Source organism: Sphaerisporangium sp. NPDC004334 (assembly GCF_053602655.1).
The window spans coordinates 1-17,685 of record NZ_JBSGDZ010000022.1 but is presented as its reverse complement, the minus strand read 5'-3'; the positions used below and the strand labels follow the sequence as shown (position 1 = coordinate 17,685).

The window sequence follows — 17,685 nt, the reverse complement described above, 5'->3', positions numbered from 1 at the left end:
TCGAGTCTGGCAGTATCGGCGACGCATCGCCCGGAATGCGGGAGACCCTCGCAACCGCATGGCAACGATCACGCTCAGGAATATGCGGCGTCCGATCACAAGACCCTTATCCGCACCGTGCCGCGGACAAACCTTCCGTGCTCTTCGCTCTTCGGTCGCCTTTGTGACACCGGCCCGAGATATGCCTTCGTCGGGCGAAAACTCTTATCGTCATGCCCGAAGAAAGTCGGTCGACGTTTTTCGGCAGCATGCGACCGGGTACGACTCGTTCACGAGCAGATGTATCAACAGATCGCTTGATGGGACCCCGCCCAAGGAGCCGAACGAACGTGAGCGCCCCCCAGAAGTCCTCTGTCCTCCAGGTCGTCCTGGAGCAGTCGAGGCGAGTACTCGAGACCTACCGCATCGACCCGGGGCTCATACAAGAACACGCCAACGGCGAGCGACGCATCAAAGAGGGCGGGTACGGTGATCGGCAGGTCTATGAACTGGTCCAGAACGGCGCCGACGAGCTTAGGAACGATCCAGGCGGGAAGATCGGCGTCGTCCTGACCAAGCAATACCTCTACTGCGCGAACCAGGGGACTCCGATGACCCCTGATGGCGCGGACACGATCCTCCGGATGAGCGTCTCACGTAAACGTGGCGGTCAGATCGGTCGGTTCGGCGTGGGGATCAAGTCGGTCCTCAGTGTCACCGACTCGCCGCAGTTCTTCAGCCGGGACGACGACAAGAGCTTCGGCTTCGACCGCGAGTGGGCCAAGCGTCAGATCGCATCGGTTCAGCCGGACGCTATCGACGTCCCGGTCCTTCGGATGGCGCAGCCGCTCGACCGTGACAAGGAGACGGCCACCGACCCCGTACTGGCCGAGTTGCTGACCTGGGCCACGACCGTCGTCCGACTCCCTCTCAAGCCCGCCCACGTTGAGCGACTCGCGCGAGACCTCCAACACTTCCCGAACGCGTTTCCGCTTTTCTCCCCGCACGTCGGCGTCGTGGCCTTGGAGGACCGGCGCGGACAAACGCCGACCGTACGGGAGATCTCTCGGGAGATCTCCGGAGACCGACACACGATCACAGTGCGGACGAACTCCGGCAGGAGCACTACCGAGCAGTGGCGCATCTTCACCAGGACGCACCGCCCTTCCCAGCGGGCACTAGGCGAGGCGGGAGAGCTGCATGACCGTCCCGAGGTGGACGTCTCCTGGGCCGTGCCCGAGCGAACAGGCAGAGACACAATGCTGGGCAGGTTCTGGGCCTACTTCCCGACGAACTTCACCACCACGCTTCGGGGAATCGTCAACGCGCCCTGGAAGACCAGCGAGGACCGGCAGAACCTCTACGACGCCAACGCGTTCAACGTCGAACTCATCCAGGTGGCGGCCGAACTCGTGGTCGACTCCTTGAGGCTTCTCGCCGTGGACGACGACCCATGCGCTTATCTGGACCATGTTCCCGCCCGGGGACGCGAGGAGCCACAGTTCGCGGCGACCGGCCTCGTCGACGCCATCTGGAAGTCCGCGATGACACGTCCCACTCTGGTGGACCAGAAGGGCCGCTTCCGGGTCCCCGCCGAGATCCACCTCCACCCGGCGGACCTCCGTCCACACTGGCGCGAGCTCTGGGCTGGTCATGCGGGCCGGCCCGAAAACTGGTGTCACCATTTGGTGGAGAAGACGTCTCACCGCAGGCAGAGCGTCGAGCGGATCCTCCGTGAAGCCAAGATTTCGGTGTCGACCGTACGCGAGTGGCTCGAGGCACTCGTGCAGGACGGGTCGCCCGAAGCCTCTGCACGAGCCATCCTGATCGTCGCGGACATGAAGCGCCTGAACCACGAGCTCGCGGCGGAGGCTCTTGAGGCCGAGATCATCTTGACCGAGTCGAACACTCTTGAGGCCCCCTCCCCCAAGCTCTTCCGGCGCACGATCAACGACCGGCTTTCGGATCAGATGATCTACGTCGACGAACACGTGATCTCCGACGACTCGGTCCGACGGGCGCTCGACGAGCTCGGTGTCCACGAGGCCGACGCCGCAGGACGATTCGCCTCGGTGGTGGAGCAGGGTTTCACCGGCTACGACGACGCACAGTGGACCGCTTTCTGGGAACTGTCGCGTCAGGCAGGGCCGGCCGACACCCTCGCCGCACTACGCGCCGCCCGGATCGACACGACCAAGCTGCTCAAGGTACGGACGGTCTCCGGCGGGTTCCGCCGCATCTTCGACTGTCTGGTGCCTGGCAAAGTCGTTCCTGCGGACGGTTCACGAGATACCGATATCGCCGTCGATGTGCAGTTCCACGCTCCTGACCGCCTCATCCTACGTGACCTAGGTCTCCTGGAAGGGCCGGCGCTCGGCAAGGATCCGCGCCTGGAGCCTTGGTACGAATCTTACGTCGAGAGCAGGTGGAAGGCCTACTGCAGGAAACTGCCCCCCTCTGTACAGCGGCCACAGATGGCGACCATGAAGTTCGAGGGCGCGCCGCCCGCGGGTCCGCTGCACTTCCTGACGGAACTGTCGGAAGAAGGGCGCGCGGCCTTCCTCCAGGAGCTGCCGCGCACCGGACTCGTCAGCACCTGGACGATGCAGGTAGGTCGCCAACAGTCGACGCGACAGGCTGTGATGTCACCGCTGGTCTGGATGGCTCGCGTCCATGGCTGGCTGAAAACCTCCCGCGGGCTACGGCCCGTCACACGCTCGGTGGGCCCGACGCTACGAGAGCACACAGATGTACTGCCGGTGGCGGACCTTCCCACGTCGACAGCGGACGTCCTCAAGCTGCCCGACACTCTCGACCAGATTCGCGACACCCTGTGGCAGAAGTTGGTTCAGGAGGCGGGGGCCAGTGAGGACGACGCCTTCCCCGGCAAGGTCTACGCTCTGCTCCTCCAAGCGGGTGCCGCATGGCCGGACGGTGCCACCACTCGGTGCCGTGTGGGCGGCCTGTGGAGCAGTGACGTCGAGGACAAGAGCATCGCCGTCACCGCCAGTCGCGCGGAATACGAGGCGCTCGTGCGGGAGAGCGTACCCGCACTGCTCGCCCCCTCCGCAGAGGCGGCGCTGCAGATGCGGGAGACCTGGGGGATGCTGTCCCCTACGGACGTGATCCAGAAGGAGCTGCGGTCCGTCCCGGAGACGGACGCGGTTCTGTTGACCGAGGAGTTCCCGCATCTGAAGGCCATGCGCGGTCCGATGGTGGACGGCTGGTCGTTGGTGCGGTGCAGCGAGCTGCAAGAAATCATCAGGACGCCGAGCGGGTCCCGTACCGAACAGATCCCCACCGCGATACAGGTCCAAGACCATACTGTGCTGGTTCTACGGCCGACCGACGACCTCACGGCTCTGATCTCCGTGGACGGGGCACTCAAGCTCGGCCTTGGCCAACTCGGCTGCCAAAAGATCTTGGAGTTGCGGGAGAAGAAGCGCAACAACGAGCGTCTACAGCGTGCGCGACAGGCCGCCGATCCCGCGGACAAGGTTCTGGAACTGGTCGGCCCGGAAGCTCTACGCAAGGGCCTGCCCCAAGGGCTGTTGGAGAGCGAGGAGGCGGAAAGCGGGAAGCCCGTCAACGCCCGCCGTATCGCCCAACTCGCCCATAACGCGTTCGGACCGGACGTCCTGCGCGTCTATCGCAAGGACGTCGAGGCGAACATTCCCGAGGCCGCCGCGAGTTTCCGCGGTGACACCAACTCGCTACGGCTCGTGAACGACCTGGGCCTGTCGGAGTCGTACGCCGGCTCCAAGAGCGAGAACCTGCCCGCCATCGAATCGGTCTCGGGGCCGACCGCCTACCCCCGGTTGCACGACTACCAAGAGAAGCTGGCCGGCAACATGTTCGACCTGCTCACCAGGTATCGGGCTCCGAGGGGCATGCTGTGCCTGCCGACCGGGGCCGGCAAGACCCGCGTCGCCGCCGAGGCGGTGATCCGCGTCATCAAGGAAAGAGGACTGGACGGACGTCCCGTCCTCTGGATCGCGCAGACCGGAGACCTGTGCGAGCAGGCCGTCCAGAGTTGGGCGTTCGTCTGGTCGAAGGTGGGACCGGCGGAGAGGTTGACCATCAACCGGCTCTGGGAGAGCAGAGAGGCCACCGCGATCAAGGAGACGGCACACCTGGTCGTCGCCACCGACGCGAAACTCGAGGTCTGCCTCGACAAGCCTGAGTACGCCTGGCTGCGGGACGCAGCCCTCGTGATCATCGATGAGGCACACGTCTCGACCACGCCTCGCTACACGAAATTACTCTCCCTTCTCGGGATCACGCACCGAGAGTCCGCGCGTCCGTTGATCGGCCTGACAGCCACGCCCTATCGCGGCTTCAATGAAGAGGAGACTCGTCGGCTCGTGGAGCGGTACGGCCGGAATCGGATAGACGAGGGGGTACTCGCACCGAATCCGTACCCCGAACTCCAAGAACTCGGTGTACTGGCGAAGACGGAGCACCGTGAGCTGACCGGAGCCACGATCGAGCTCACCTCGGAGGAGTTGGAGCAGGCGGTCGGCTTCCAGGGCGGCCGTCTGCCGTCCTCAGCGGAGGATCGGCTGGGACGCGACGTCGAACGCAACCAAATGTTGCTCAGGGAGATCGAGGCTCTGCCTCTGGACAGCCCGGTCCTGGTGTTCGCCACCTCGGTCAATCACGCGAAGCTGTTGGCGGCCAAGCTCAACGACCGGGGCATTCGGTCCGCCGCCATCGACTCCGCCACCCCCAGCGCAGACCGGCGAAGCCGCATCGAGGAGTTCCGCAGCAAGAAGATCCGTGTCCTCACCAACTACGCGGTTCTCGCACAGGGATTCGACGCCCCCGCCACCGAGGTCGTCATCGTGGCGCGGCCGACCTTCAGTCCGAACGTCTACCAACAGATGATCGGCCGTGGCCTGCGCGGTCCCAAGAACGGCGGCAAAGAGACCTGCCTGATCCTCGATGTGGCCGACAACATCACCAACTATGACAAAAAGCTCGCCTTCACGGAGTTCGAGGACCTGTGGAGACGGTCATGAACGAGGTTTACGCCGCGAGCCCGACGCTCACCGCCGAGCAGCAGGCCGTGGTGGACCAGCCTGCCGACGCACGGATGCTGGTCACCGCGGGCGCCGGGGCCGGCAAGACGCACACACTCGTCCGGCGCTTGGACCGACTGGTGCAGGTCGAGGACCTGAGTGCCGGGGAGATTTTGGTCCTCACCTTCTCGCGGGCCGCGGTACGAGAACTGCTCGACCGGCTCGGGCACCATGGGGACGCCGCACGTCATGTGCGGGCACAGACCTTCGACTCCTGGGCATTGGACCTGCTCACCCAAGTCGATGCCTCCGGTGACTGGCCGAGCAGGTCCTTCGAAGCCCGGATAGACGGAGCCCGTCAAGCCATCGACAACGGGCTCGCCGACGACCTTTACGAGGAGGACCTCCGCCATGTGGTCATCGACGAGGTACAGGACCTTGTCGGCGCGCGTCGCGACCTGGTCGAGGCACTGCTGGACCGCTTCGACTGCGGCTTCACCGTTGTCGGCGACCCGGCTCAGTCGATCTATGGCTTCACTGTTCGCGACCCTGCAGAGCGCGCCGGTGAGACGAACCGGTTCTTCACCTGGCTACGAGCCGTGTGGGGCGAGGACCTCGTGGAACTCGAACTCACCGAGAACTTCCGCGCACGCACTTCGGAGGCAAAGACGGCCCTGAGGTACGGCCCCGCTTTGCGGGCACTCAGTGAAACGGCCGTCGAGGCAGGACAGGAGCTTTATACCGAGCTGCGATCGACCCTGCGGGACGGCTCGCTCAATATCGGTGTGGTGAACGAGCTCGTCCGGGACATGCTCGTAAGTCATGACGGCACGACCGCGATTCTTTGTCGCACCAACGGACAGGCGCTCGTCATCTCCGAGCAACTGCACGCCACCGGTGTTCCCCATCGCGTACAACGGTCGACGCAGGACCGGGCGGCCCCCGCCTGGCTCGCCCTGTTGCTCATGCGGCACGAAGGTTCCAGACTGAGCCGCTCCCAATTTCATGATCTGCTCACCGGTCCACCGATGGTAGGGGCGGAGGCACCCGACCGTCTGTGGCGGCTCCTGTCCCGCATGGCCTCTCTGCGGGGAGGCGAGAACAGCCTCGATTTGCAGAGATTGCGAGCGGCCCTGGCCGCCCGCCGGCTGCCCGACGAGCTCACTGCGCAACCGGCCTCTTCGCTGGTGGTGTCGTCCTGTCACCGGGCGAAGGGCCTGGAATTCGACCGGGTCCTGATCGTCGATCCCGGCCCGCTTCCGATCCGAGTCCCACAGAAGCGGAGGACGAAACGTGCTGTCCACGAGCTGGACCCGGCGGAGGAGGCACGCCTGATGTACGTGGCCATGACCCGGCCGCGTGAGGAGCTGTACTGGCTCGACGCGCTGGACATGCGGCACATACGAGTGGACGACTCGACTGACCGCTGGGCGCGGTACCACTTCCAGTACTGGCGACGCGGCGGCCTGGAGATCATCGGCGGTGACGTCCATTCCGAACAGCCGGCCGGTATGCGGGATTTCGCCGCGAACGCGGCCGAAGTGCAGGACTACCTGAGCACTAAGGTCGCCCCGGGTGACGAGGTCCTCCTCCAACGGCTCGGCCACGACACCCTCCACCTGGAGATGAGTCCGCCGTACCTGGTCATGCACGACGATCACCCGATCGGGACGGTCTCCGATCGTTTCCGACGCCATCTGTATCGCCATCTCCAGACGTCCAAAAACTACGTCCCACAGAACTGGCCCTCCTCGATCACCGGCATACGCATCGACGCCGTAGAGGCGGTCGCCGGGAGCCACGCCGCGGGCATCGAGGTGGGTCTCGGTGCGCACGGGGTGTGGCTCGCCCCGCGTCTCGTCGGTCTTAGTCACTTCACGTGGGACAAGAAGGTCCAAGAGGAGCACGATGATGTCGAAGCATAAGGAGCACTACCGTTTCCGCACCAAGCTGGTGGAACGGCTTCAGCTCGACCTGCTGGGTCCGGCCGGCGGCGTAGACGAGGTGCTGACGGACGCTCCGGTCACCGCGTACTCCGCCGGAGTGCTCTTTCCGCGGCGCACCGACGAGGAGCTCCTGGCGGTGGCCGCTGCCGAACTGGACGTGGATCTGGCGTCGGCGACGCTCGCGGCCGATGAGAAACCCGACATCGGCGTCTCCTTGGCCAATCGACAGACCCCCTCGTCCATGGGCCTGACCTTCGCCGTTGCCCCCTCGGTCTCCCACACCATCACGGTGTCCGTCTCAGTCGCCATGTACGACCCGGTCGACAAGGAGGGACGACCGGTCGAGGCGAAGCGGGCCGCCCGACGGACCACCGACGAACAGGACCTGCGGTGGAAACGCCGCACACTGGACCTTGCTCCGGTCACCATGGACATCACCGAGCCTCGGTCTCCGACTGTGGAACTGGCAGCGGGTACCGAGCTGCGGATGCGGATCCGGCCGGCGGATCCGGCCACTGGAGCGGTCTCGATCACCGTCGCCCTGGTCAACGACCGTGAGATCGGCAGCTACGACCTACAGGACGCGCACTGTCTGTTCCAGCCGACCATCCGAGTGGCCGGCCCACCGGGGACGAAGGCCCTGGTGGAAAGACCGGTTCCCGTCGGAGCGGACGAGCTGGAGATGCACGTCAACCGCCTCTTGTACCGACACGTCCCGACCTTCGCCATCGGCCATGGATGTGCTGCCGACTGGGACTGGACACCGCCCACTCCCCGGTCAGAGGAACTGCTGAGCGGCCGGCCTGGTGCGGTCGAGGCGGTGTGGACGGCATTCGTCCCCGCCAAAGAGGTCCTGCTCACCGACTCCAACCGCGATATCGACGTCTCTGGGCTGGAAATGGCCCGCCTGGGTGATGCCTCACCTGACGAGATCGTCGCCGCGTTGCGTGGTCTGGTGGAGGGATACCGATTTTGGATCGCCGAACGCGCGGAGGAGGCACGTCTGCTGCGCTCGACGGAGTTCGGCCAGGCCGCCGCAGAGCAGATCGTGCACTGCGAGAGCGCCTGCGACCGAATGACGGCGGGCATCGAGATGCTCCGTCGTGACCCCGATGCCATGGCCGCCTTCAGGTACGCGAACGAGGCGATGGCCCAGCAGCGTGGCCGGACGAGCTGGATCAAAAATGGCCGCAAGGGTGAGGTTGTGCTCGACGGACGATGGCGTCCGTTCCAGATCGCCTTCCTGTTGCTCTGTCTGGAAGGCATCGTCGATCGCAACCACCCCGACCGGGATATCGCCGATCTGCTGTGGTTCCCCACGGGTGGCGGTAAGACCGAGGCGTATCTCGGGATCATCGCGTTCACCGTGTTCCTCCGGCGGTTGCGCAGAGGGGAGGCGGGAGGCGGCGTCACCGCCTTGATGCGCTATACGTTGCGGCTGCTCACTCTGCAGCAGTTCGAGCGTGCCGCCGCCCTCATCTGCGCGATGGAGGTCAGGCGCCGCGAGCGTCCGGCGGAACTCGGCCGAGAGCCCATCTCCATTGGCATGTGGGTCGGTGCGGCTGCCACTCCGAACAAGCTCAAGAACGCCGCCGTCGCCATCGAGAAGTTACGCAAGGGCGATGAACTGCAGACCGAAAACCCGGTACAGCTGCGCAACTGCCCTTGGTGCGGTACCGCCATGGACGCCTGGCACTACGAGGTCGACGTGGAGATCTCGCACATGCGGATCTTCTGTCCGAACTCCGCCTGCGACTTCCATGCCGCATTACCCGTCCACGTCGTTGACGAGGCGATCTATCGGACGCGTCCGACGCTGATCATCGCCACCGTCGACAAGTTCGCGCAGATCGCCTGGCGGCAGCAGGTCGCGTCGCTCTTCAACCGCGACGGCGGTGCCGAGATCGACCCTCCCGACCTGATCGTCCAAGACGAGCTGCATCTGATCTCCGGCCCTCTAGGGAGTCTCACCGGTCTTTACGAGACTGCGGTCGACACCGCCGCGAGGCGGCCGAAGGTCATCGCCTCCACCGCGACGATCCGAAGGGCAAAGGAACAGGGCCGGCAGTTGTTCGACCGGGAGGTGCAGCAGTTCCCCCCGGCGGGGTTGGACGCTCGCGACTCCTGGTTCGCGGTCGAGACCCCGGCCGACGAAAAGGCCTCCCGGCTCTATGTCGGCCTCTTGACCCCCAACATGAGCCAGGCGACCCTGCTCGTACGCACCTACGCGGCCCTTCTTCACCACGCGGCGCAGATCAAGGGTGACGACAGCGTCCGCGACGCCTACTGGACCCTCGTCGGATACTTCAACAGCCTTCGACTGTTGGCCGCGGCGGAACTACAGGTCCTGGACGACGTCCAGGACCGGCTGCGCCTGCTCGCCGAGCAGCACGGGCACCAACTGCGCCTCACCGATCCGCCCTCCGAACTGACCAGCCGGGTGAAGTCCAGCGAGATTCCCAGACGGCTCAAGGATCTGGAACGCGGCCTACCTAACGACGACGTCCTCGACAGCGTGCTCGCGACGAACATGATCTCCGTGGGTGTGGACGTCGACCGCCTAGGTCTGATGGCAATCATGGGCCAACCGCAGACCACTGCCGAGTACATCCAGTCCAGCAGCCGGGTGGGGCGTCAACACCCCGGCCTGGTCGTCATGATGTTCAACGCGAGTCGCTCTCGGGACCGTTCGCACTACGAGAGCTTCGTGTCCTACCATTCGGCACTCTACCGACAGGTCGAGTCCACAAGCGTGACCCCGTTCTCCGCCCGTGCACGCGACCGCGCCCTGCACGCCGTACTCGTCGGAATGGCACGGCTGCTTCACCCCGAACTGCGGCCCAACGAGGCGGCAGGGCGCGTGCGCGATCACGAGGATCTGCTCAGAGGGCTCAGGAGGCGGATACTAGAACGAGTCACCGCGATCGCGCCTGAGGAACTGGACGGTACGACGGAGGACATCGACGACATCATCGACATCTGGCTCGACCTGGCTCAGGGGAACCCGGATCTGGTGTACGAAGCCAAGCGGACGTTCAAGCGAGGTGACCGACGCCCACCGGATATCGCTCTGCTGCGCAGTCACTCCGACGAAGACCTCGATGACGCCTTCCCGACCCTGTGGAGCCTGCGGGACGTCGATGTCGAATCAGACCTCTACCTGGAGAAGTGACATGGCCCTGCGTAATGGACGGACGAGACGCCCCGGTGGCCGGCAGAACGGTGACGCCGAGGTGACGAGCACTCCGGTCGGCGCGGTGCGGCGCGGTCAGATGATCAACACGTACGGCGTCGGCGCGATGGTCGCGCTGGACGACCGCTCCTACATCATCAGTGGACTTGACACCTGGAAGGTCCGGTCCTCGGACGCCATCTACGAGCCTCGACTCGAGAGGTGGATGGACGTCTCGCACTTTCAACTCCCACCGGTGGACAATCCTTCGTCCGGGAACGGCGTCAAGATCAGGTTATTTCCCGAGGTGTACTCCTGCCCTGACTGCAAGATGCTGCAGGAGTACAGGAGGTTCGGTTCCCCGGCCGGCAAGAACCTCTGCGGCGCATGCAAGCGGCCGCTGGTGCCGTCCAGGTTCGTCATCGCCTGCGAGAACGGCCATCTCGACGACTTCCCCTACTTCGAATGGGTGCACAAGAAGACCTCGCCCGTCGAGACGGCATCCGACCGCGGCCATCGGCTCAGCCTGCACAGCTCGGGACGCACCGCGTCATTGCGCTCCGTCATCGTGAAATGCACCTGCGGCGTGCCTCCCGTTTCGCTGGAGGGCGCCTTCGGTGCGGCCGCCATGAACGCCCTGGGCATCAGATGCAGAGGGCGCCGGCCGTGGCTCGGCCGTGACGCCGACCAAGGTGGCTGCACGGCCGTACCGCGTACATTGCAACGGGGCTCATCGGCGACCTGGTTTCCCATCAATCGCTCGGCGTTGTCCATACCACCCTGGTCAGAAAGTCTCCAACGTCTGATCAATCCGCATTATCAGACGCTCAAAGACCAACTGGACGATGGGAACTCCAGAGCCTCGATCCTCAAACTCGTCAAGAACCTGGGGCTGGTGAGCGACGGCCGCTTCACTCCCGAAAGGGTGTTGGCGGCCGTCGAGAAACGTCGAGACCTGCAAACGGGTGACCGCCCTGATGAGCATGAAAGTTTTGAGCCTGCGAACAGGCTCCGCAAGGAAGAGTATGAACAGCTTTACTACGGCACCGGCAAGGTCGAGCGGGGAGACTACTTCGAGTGCGTTCCGCCTGTCGACCCCTCGGTTCCTCTGCCTTACGGCATCGAGCGTTCGATGCTCGTGAAGCGTCTACGTGAGGTCCGGGTGCTCGAATCCTTCACCCGAGTCCAGATGCCGGTCCAGGGGGCAGAGGACATCCGCAATGCTGCGCTTTCGCGGGGAGATATCGACTGGTTGCCCGCGATCGAGGTCAGCGGTGAGGGGGTCTTTCTGGCCGTCGATGAGAAGAGGCTGCGGGAGTGGGAGAGACTCCCAGGTCCAGTACAGCGTGTTGGCCGGATCCGAGACAACCACACGGCACTTCTACGCAGGCGTGCGGTAATGTCGGGCGATCCGACAGTGGTGACCGACATCAACTCTCCTCTCCGCCCTCGCTACGTACTTCTGCACACCCTGGCCCACATCCTGATCAACGAATGGACACTGGAGTCCGGCTACCCCGCCGCTGCTCTGCGGGAGCGGCTGTACGTCTCCGACAACATGGCCGGCGTGCTCATCTACACCGCCACCAGCGATTCCGAAGGAAGCCTGGGCGGGGTGGTGAAGCAGGGGGATCACCGGCAGCTGTACAAGTCCTTGGAATCGGCGCTCGCCCGCGCCTCGTGGTGCTCCCAGGACCCACCGTGCATGGAATCCGAGGCCCGTGGGGTCGACAGCCTCAACCTGGCCGCGTGCTACGCATGCGTCCTTCTCGCCGAGGTGAGCTGCGAGGCCGGCAACGTCTTCCTGGATCGAGCGCTGCTCATCGGGACCCCCGGTGACCCGTCGACGGGTTTCTTCAACAAAGAGTGACATGGATGGTCCCGGCGACATCCGGCCTGACGACCGGATCAGGCATCGGGGGACGGCGCCGGAGAATCGACGGGCTCCTGTCACCATGGTCGGCGACAACGCCAGATGGAACGTCCGGCGTTGTCGTCGCCCGCTCAACGTCGGGCTGTGCTATGCCTCACGATGCCAGTGCTCAGTAATGGCCTCGACCTCCTGCCGAGTGAGGCGAGCAAGCTGCAGCGCACGCGGCGCCTCGCTTCCCGTGGGCCTGAATAAGGCGTTGCCGACCCCCAGATACTCGGCACCTGTCTGTTCCACCACGTGAGTGCTCATCTCGGGTGTCGCCATGGAACATCCGAGTCTTGCGGGCACGTAAGCCTTGATCCGATTCGTGATGGTACGTCGATCTGGCTTGTGGGCTCGCAGCACGACATGAATGCCGACGGCGCGCCCCAGTCGTGTGAGCTGTACGACGAAGCTCTCCACCACCTCGGGCGCTTCGCTCATCGACAGCCCGAGTTCTTCAACGACCACAAGGACGTCCGGGTGCGGCGTGTGGCGGTCTCCTAGTGAGGTCAGGGGAGCGGGAACACGACCCGCGCCGACCTCCCGGTTGTACTGCCGAGTGGTGCGGCAGCCAGCGGTCGCGAGGTCGTCGTAGCGTCGGTCGAGTTCCTCGGTCAGCCATCGCAGGGCCTCGACCTGGCCCCGAGGAGTCACGACAAGCGGCTCGATCAAGTGCGGGAGGTCTACGAACGCCTCAAGACGGCCGGACACCGAGCCTAAGAGGAGCATTCGCAGCTCGTCCGGTGTCGCCTGGACAACGGCCGAAGTGATGATCGTACGAAGTGGGTCGGTGATGAGCAGACCCGGGTCACCGCCGATCAGCAGGTGCGGCGATCTGACGACGTCCAGGCCGACCGCATCCCCACCCACCTCCCTACCGAGGCCCAACATCAGCCCATGTCTTGCATCCGGCGCTCGCAGTTCGCGATGAATATCACCCAGGCTGACGAGGTCCGCCTCGACGTGAGGCACCTCTACTCCGACCGCCTGGACTCCGGGCAGTGGCGAACTGGAGTTCAGCCCCGGTAGGAGGCGTACATCGCCGGCTCCAACGGCCGCGGCGATAAGGTGTGCGATGGCCGTCACCTCGTCCGGCCTCGTCGTCGGTCCCAGACGGATCTCGTAACGGGTGAACGAAGGGCCTCTGTTGTAGCCGGATACGGTCGCGTCCAGGCGGGCCGACATCAACAACTCGCCGATCGCCTTCATCCCGATCTCGTCCGCTTCCGTTCTCCGCCTTCCCGGCGTACCGGACCTGAGGATCTGGAGAGAAGGCAGCACGTATCCTCGCGGGGACCTACCTGGAAATGAGGCCTCACTTTCTCCCGCACTGGTTCGGGAGGGATCACGAGTTCGCTCCCGCTGCGAGCCGCGCCGCCTCGCGTCGACGCGTTGAGCGATCTCCTGAGCGTATGGCCGGTCGCCCGGCTTCTTGGCGATCATCGCCAGGACGAGTTCCTCCAGCCAGAAGGGGATCTGTGGGCGGATCACTCTGGGGCGGGTCGGAGCGGAGTGCAGGTGCTTGTACATCAACTGCTGGGGGTTGCCTTCGAAAGGCAGCCGCCCTGTCAACAGCTCGTACACGGCAATGCCCAGAGAGTAGACATCGGCTCGCTCCTCCAGGCGCCCCTCGAACTGCTCTGGAGCCATGTAAGCGGGGGTACCGATGCCCGAGGTTCCCCTACCTCCGAATGATTGCACCATCCTGGCGACACCGAAGTCGCAGATCTTGGTGCTGTCGCCGTCGAGAATGATGTTGGCCGGCTTGACATCTCGATGGACGACGCCCGCAGCGTGGGCCGCGGCGAGTCCTTCTGCCACCTCCGCGAGTATCGTCAAGACGCGCTCGACGGGTAACCCGCCGAGGAAGCGCCTCATCACTCTCGCCAGGTCTTCGCCACCCAGCAGCTCCATGACGAAAAAGAGCCGTCCCTCGTGCTCTCCGGCGTCGAAGACGTCGACGATGTTCGGGTGCGAGAGGGCCGCGACGATCTTCGCCTCGGCCACGAAGCGCTGCACCTTGCGCGGCGTATGGGTCACCTGGTCGCGCATGAGCTTCACCGCCACGGCTCGCTCCAGTCGAAGGTCGAATCCCTTCCATACCTCCCCACCGGCACCCGCACCGAGGATTGCGTCCAGCCGATATCGACCGCCAAGCTTCTCTTCTTGCGGCAATGAGATGTTCCTCCGTTCAACATGACCGGCCACTCCTGGGCGATACAGCGGCCATCATTCGGCCACCACATCCGCGAAAGCATGAGAACTACGACAGGGGATTAGAAGGCGTACAGTGCAGCGAACGACCGAGCCCACATGAATCCTCCAGGGCTCTCGTCCATCTGATTTCATCCGCCCAGCACATCACCCTCTCAACTGGAACGGAACTCCCCTGCGGACAATGAAGGCTGAATGGCGCATGGCCCAGGTAGGAACGTCAGGCCGAGTCCAAGAAGAATCCAGAAAGTACCACGCCGAACCGAATCCCACAATAGGCGAGATGGCACTCATTCCCCGATGAGGGAGGAAGCACAGAATACCTCCCGCTTTGCGCGCCATAGGGAGCTTAGTCCGTTTTGACACAGTTTCATGCAACATCCCCACAGACCAAGGGGATAGGTCGTTGAAATTTCAATCAATAGGATTGCCTCGGCTCGTTCGAATCTCTGCACATTACCCACAACACACCATCCCCGCAAGCTCTCTGCGCTCGCCGGGAGCCGCGATCTCCCAAAAAGGACAAACGCCGCTATAGGCGAATCTATTGGAACTTATACGCATCTTTTAGTCCGGGCTAGACCTACCGACGATCAACGGATACCTTCTTCTTCAGCTTCACCGCTTGGCTTCCGGTAGCGATCCGAACCGGGCGTGGCCGCGATGCAAGGCCATAACGGGGGGAGGAGAGGAAGGAATGCTCGACCAGGAGGAAGATCCTCCGAGTGGGCAAGGCGAGATCTGCGTGCTGGACGCAACGGTCTGCATCCATTTCGTGGGTGCAAATCTGCAGTCGATTCTGATAGACGCCCTTGCCGGGGCGGGACTGGTGTTAAAGGTCCCAAAGGAGGTGTGCGACGAGGTGGCTGGTCTCGGCCGCAAATATCCGGAGTTGCGGCAACGTTGGGCGAAGCTCGAATCCAGTCGATGGATTCACGTCTTGCCTCGCGTAGAGCTCGCGACCGCCCATCCCAGGGTGATCGAGGTGATCGAGGACATCCGTGGGCTTGAACTTGAACAGGCCCTGAGCATCAGGCGAGACCTCGGCGAGTTGATCGTGATAGCACATTGTGTTCACCTCGCCGAACAGGGGCAGGAGGTCATGGCGCTCATTGACGACCAGGGCGGTCAAGGACTGGCCGGTCGCTGGGGAGTTGAGGTACTCACGATCGAGGATGTGCTCCATCTGGCCATCGACAAAGGCCACTTCCCCACACTTTTCGCCCTACGAAGTGCATACGAGCGACTGCGTAATTACGGCGACGGGATGCTTCCGTTGGAAATCAGCGGACTTCTGGAAGCGCACAAACAATGGGCGGCGGAGAAGTCCAAGCAGGACGGACCCATCTGAAACCGAGCTACCCATTCATTTTCATCCGTCTTGTTCGCCCCGCAGAGGATGAACGTCGGTATCATCTGGCCATCACATGGCACGTTATTATCAGGGTTCCTGCTGCGGACCCCCTCGCGTACCCCTTCGCGTCAACAGTCTGTCGAGGTTCACTCGCCGAATTTGTGGAGGTTCTGGTACCACGCCCGCCGCCGTCAGCGCCGCTTCCGTTGCCGCCACGTCCCGACCTTCGAGTTCGGCCAGCACGCGAACGCCGAGCTTGCCCCTCTTGTAAGCCGACATCGCCCTCTCAAGTACTCGACGTGGCGGGCGGGCCTTCCGGCTGCCCTCTTGTTCACGGTCGTACTGGGGACCCCACCCGTAGCGCCATGCCAACTGTGCGCCGCTCGGGCCGCGCAACGCCTCCACTTGCCGGCAGGTCATCAAATTCATGCGTTCCAGCTGAATGAGGATGACCATCAGGCTCACCCCGAAATGCCGGGCAAGGAACGCACAGGTCCGCTCGTCGACGATACGCTCTTCCCGTGAGTCGTCCATACCGAGCCACGCACTGATGCCATCGTGCGGAGCAAGGAGGTGACGTGCAAAAGCATCACAGCGAAGCTCGGCCGGTGTCCGGCTTCCATCCAGCAGGTGAGCCTCGGTGCCGTCGCCGAAAAGCAGGTGTCCTAGTTCATGGCAGTAGGTGAAACGCTGCCGCTCGGCCACCGCGCTCGTCCCTACCGCAACGAGGGTGACACTGCGGGTCGGATCAATGAGGGTGAACCCATCGACTCCAGAGGGAAATTCGACCACGGCGGTATCGACTCCGGTGAGCCGCTCCACCAACTCGGCCGGATCGGCCAATGGCGCTCCGCCCAAGTCGAGCGTCCTACGCACAGACAGGGAGAGTTGACGGCCCTGCTCCTCGGCCGTCTGAGCGGAATCGGGAAGCGGCAGGTCCGCCATGGCTGCACGGGCGGCCTCGATTCCTCGGGACTGCTCGTCGGCGACAAGCCGATCAAGGCGGTCATCCAGGATGAGTATGTCGACGGCACGCCGCAATGCCTCCTCGTACGCCTCACTGTCGGCCCCTGCCATTCGCGCCGCCACACGTACTCGGGTCAGCACATGGTTGCCCGAGGTCAGTTCTCGAAGCGGAATCCCCATGGCGATCGCCAGACGATCAAGTTCGGCGATCGTGAGTGTCGGCCGAGTCCCCAACTCGATGCGGGCCAGGGTCGGCTGCGAAATGCCGGCACGAACAGCAAGGTCACGTTGGGTGAAGCCCGCACGTTCGCGCTCCCGCTTCACCCGCGCGCCGATCTCTTGCAGATCCATCGACATCCTCCCTCCGTGAATCAATGCTAGCGGTTTGATTCAGAGGATGCCATGAGGTCCGGCCGCAGGCCCGACAGACGCCAGCGCTTAAGGGACACCCTTCAGTTTGAAGCGTCGACCTGGAACCGAGTTCTTGCAGTCGCGAGCCGTTCTGACGTCGCCTGGCAACGGCCACCACATGTGGCCGAGCTGTTCGACGGTGTGACGCGCGCGCACTTCGACCGGCTCGGGGTCAGGGCCGGCTCGCGCTGCTGGGAGGTGGGGGCCGACGGACGCAGTGTCCCCGAAGCGCTCGCGACGGCCGTCGGTCCGACCGGGCACGTGCTGGCCACGGACATCGACCCGTCGTGGCTGAAGGCGGGCGACGGGTACGAGGTGCGCCGGCACGACGTCGTCGCTGATCCGCCCCCGGAGCCGGGCACATTCGATGGCGCTACGGCCCGGCGGCTGGCTGTTGGTCGAGGACGCCGATACCGCTCTGCAGCCACTGGCGTGCCTGGACGACAGCGGCCCTGCGCAGCGGCGGGCCAACCGGCTGCGCGACGCGGTCCGGGAACTACTGACGCGCCGCGGCGCGGACCTGCGCTACGGCCGGACGCTGCCCAGGGCATTGCGTGAGGCGGGCTTGGTGGACGTCGCCGCGGCGGGCTCGTTCCCGGTCGGCGGGCCGGTCTGCGACCGGTTGGAGGCGGCGACCATACGGCACGTGCGCGGCGAGCTGCTCGCGGCCGGGTTGGCCGACGACGCCGAGATCGACGCGCACCTGG

Annotated in this window: 8 protein-coding genes; 6 read left to right on the top strand and 2 right to left on the bottom strand. The window is 64.4% G+C overall.

From position 1 onward, the window contains the following. The first annotated feature begins 329 nt into the window (after nucleotides 1-329). Genes ACWEN6_RS27475 through drmB form a run of 4 tightly spaced genes read left to right on the top strand, consistent with a single transcriptional unit; the run spans nucleotide 330 to nucleotide 11,988 of the window. Nucleotides 330-5,000: a DEAD/DEAH box helicase gene (locus tag ACWEN6_RS27475; protein ID WP_452574103.1), complete on the top strand. Its 4,671-nt coding sequence runs from the start codon at nucleotides 330-332 to the stop codon at nucleotides 4,998-5,000. After that, nucleotides 4,997-6,925 (top strand): UvrD-helicase domain-containing protein, encoded by a 1,929-nt coding sequence (locus ACWEN6_RS27470; protein WP_452574101.1) that lies wholly within the window; start codon nucleotides 4,997-4,999, stop codon nucleotides 6,923-6,925. The genes ACWEN6_RS27475 and ACWEN6_RS27470 overlap by 4 nt, the downstream gene beginning before the upstream one ends. Beyond that, entirely contained in the window at nucleotides 6,909-10,118 is a 3,210-nt protein-coding gene (locus tag ACWEN6_RS27465; protein WP_452574099.1) for a helicase-related protein, read from the top strand. The genes ACWEN6_RS27470 and ACWEN6_RS27465 overlap by 17 nt, the downstream gene beginning before the upstream one ends. Nucleotide 10,119: 1 nt before the next feature. Beyond that, a complete protein-coding gene (gene drmB, locus ACWEN6_RS27460) occupies nucleotides 10,120-11,988 on the top strand; it encodes a DrmB family protein (protein WP_452574097.1) in 1,869 nt (622 codons plus the stop codon). Between the two features lie 150 nt (nucleotides 11,989-12,138). Here the strand turns inward: drmB and ACWEN6_RS27455 are convergent, their stop codons facing one another. Continuing rightward, the gene (locus ACWEN6_RS27455) at nucleotides 12,139-14,208 is read right to left on the bottom strand and encodes a DNA translocase FtsK (protein WP_452574095.1); all 2,070 of its coding nucleotides are present in this window, start codon (nucleotides 14,206-14,208) and stop codon (nucleotides 12,139-12,141) included. Between the two features lie 736 nt (nucleotides 14,209-14,944). On the opposite strand from ACWEN6_RS27455, the gene ACWEN6_RS27450 reads away from it, so the two are divergent. Further along, nucleotides 14,945-15,598, top strand: coding sequence for a hypothetical protein (locus ACWEN6_RS27450; protein WP_452574093.1), 654 nt, complete (start codon nucleotides 14,945-14,947; stop codon nucleotides 15,596-15,598). A gap of 90 nt (nucleotides 15,599-15,688) precedes the next feature. Here ACWEN6_RS27450 and ACWEN6_RS27445 read toward each other — a convergent pair whose 3' ends face one another. After that, nucleotides 15,689-16,918 carry a helix-turn-helix domain-containing protein gene (locus ACWEN6_RS27445; protein ID WP_452574091.1) on the bottom strand — a complete coding sequence of 410 codons (1,230 nt, stop codon included), beginning with the start codon at nucleotides 16,916-16,918 and terminating at the stop codon, nucleotides 15,689-15,691. A gap of 427 nt (nucleotides 16,919-17,345) precedes the next feature. On the opposite strand from ACWEN6_RS27445, the gene ACWEN6_RS27440 reads away from it, so the two are divergent. Next, nucleotides 17,346-17,685 (top strand): hypothetical protein (locus ACWEN6_RS27440; protein WP_452574089.1); only part of this gene is annotated, 340 nt, incomplete at its 3' end.

Coding starts and splice junctions, on each gene's coding strand:
- ACWEN6_RS27465 (WP_452574099.1), top strand. CDS start 6,909: ATGATGTCGAAGCATAAGGAGCACTACCGTTTCCGCACCAAGCTGGTG.
- ACWEN6_RS27450 (WP_452574093.1), top strand. CDS start 14,945: ATGCTCGACCAGGAGGAAGATCCTCCGAGTGGGCAAGGCGAGATCTGC.
- ACWEN6_RS27445 (WP_452574091.1), bottom strand. CDS start 16,918: ATGGATCTGCAAGAGATCGGCGCGCGGGTGAAGCGGGAGCGCGAACGT.
- ACWEN6_RS27470 (WP_452574101.1), top strand. CDS start 4,997: ATGAACGAGGTTTACGCCGCGAGCCCGACGCTCACCGCCGAGCAGCAG.
- drmB (WP_452574097.1), top strand. CDS start 10,120: ATGGCCCTGCGTAATGGACGGACGAGACGCCCCGGTGGCCGGCAGAAC.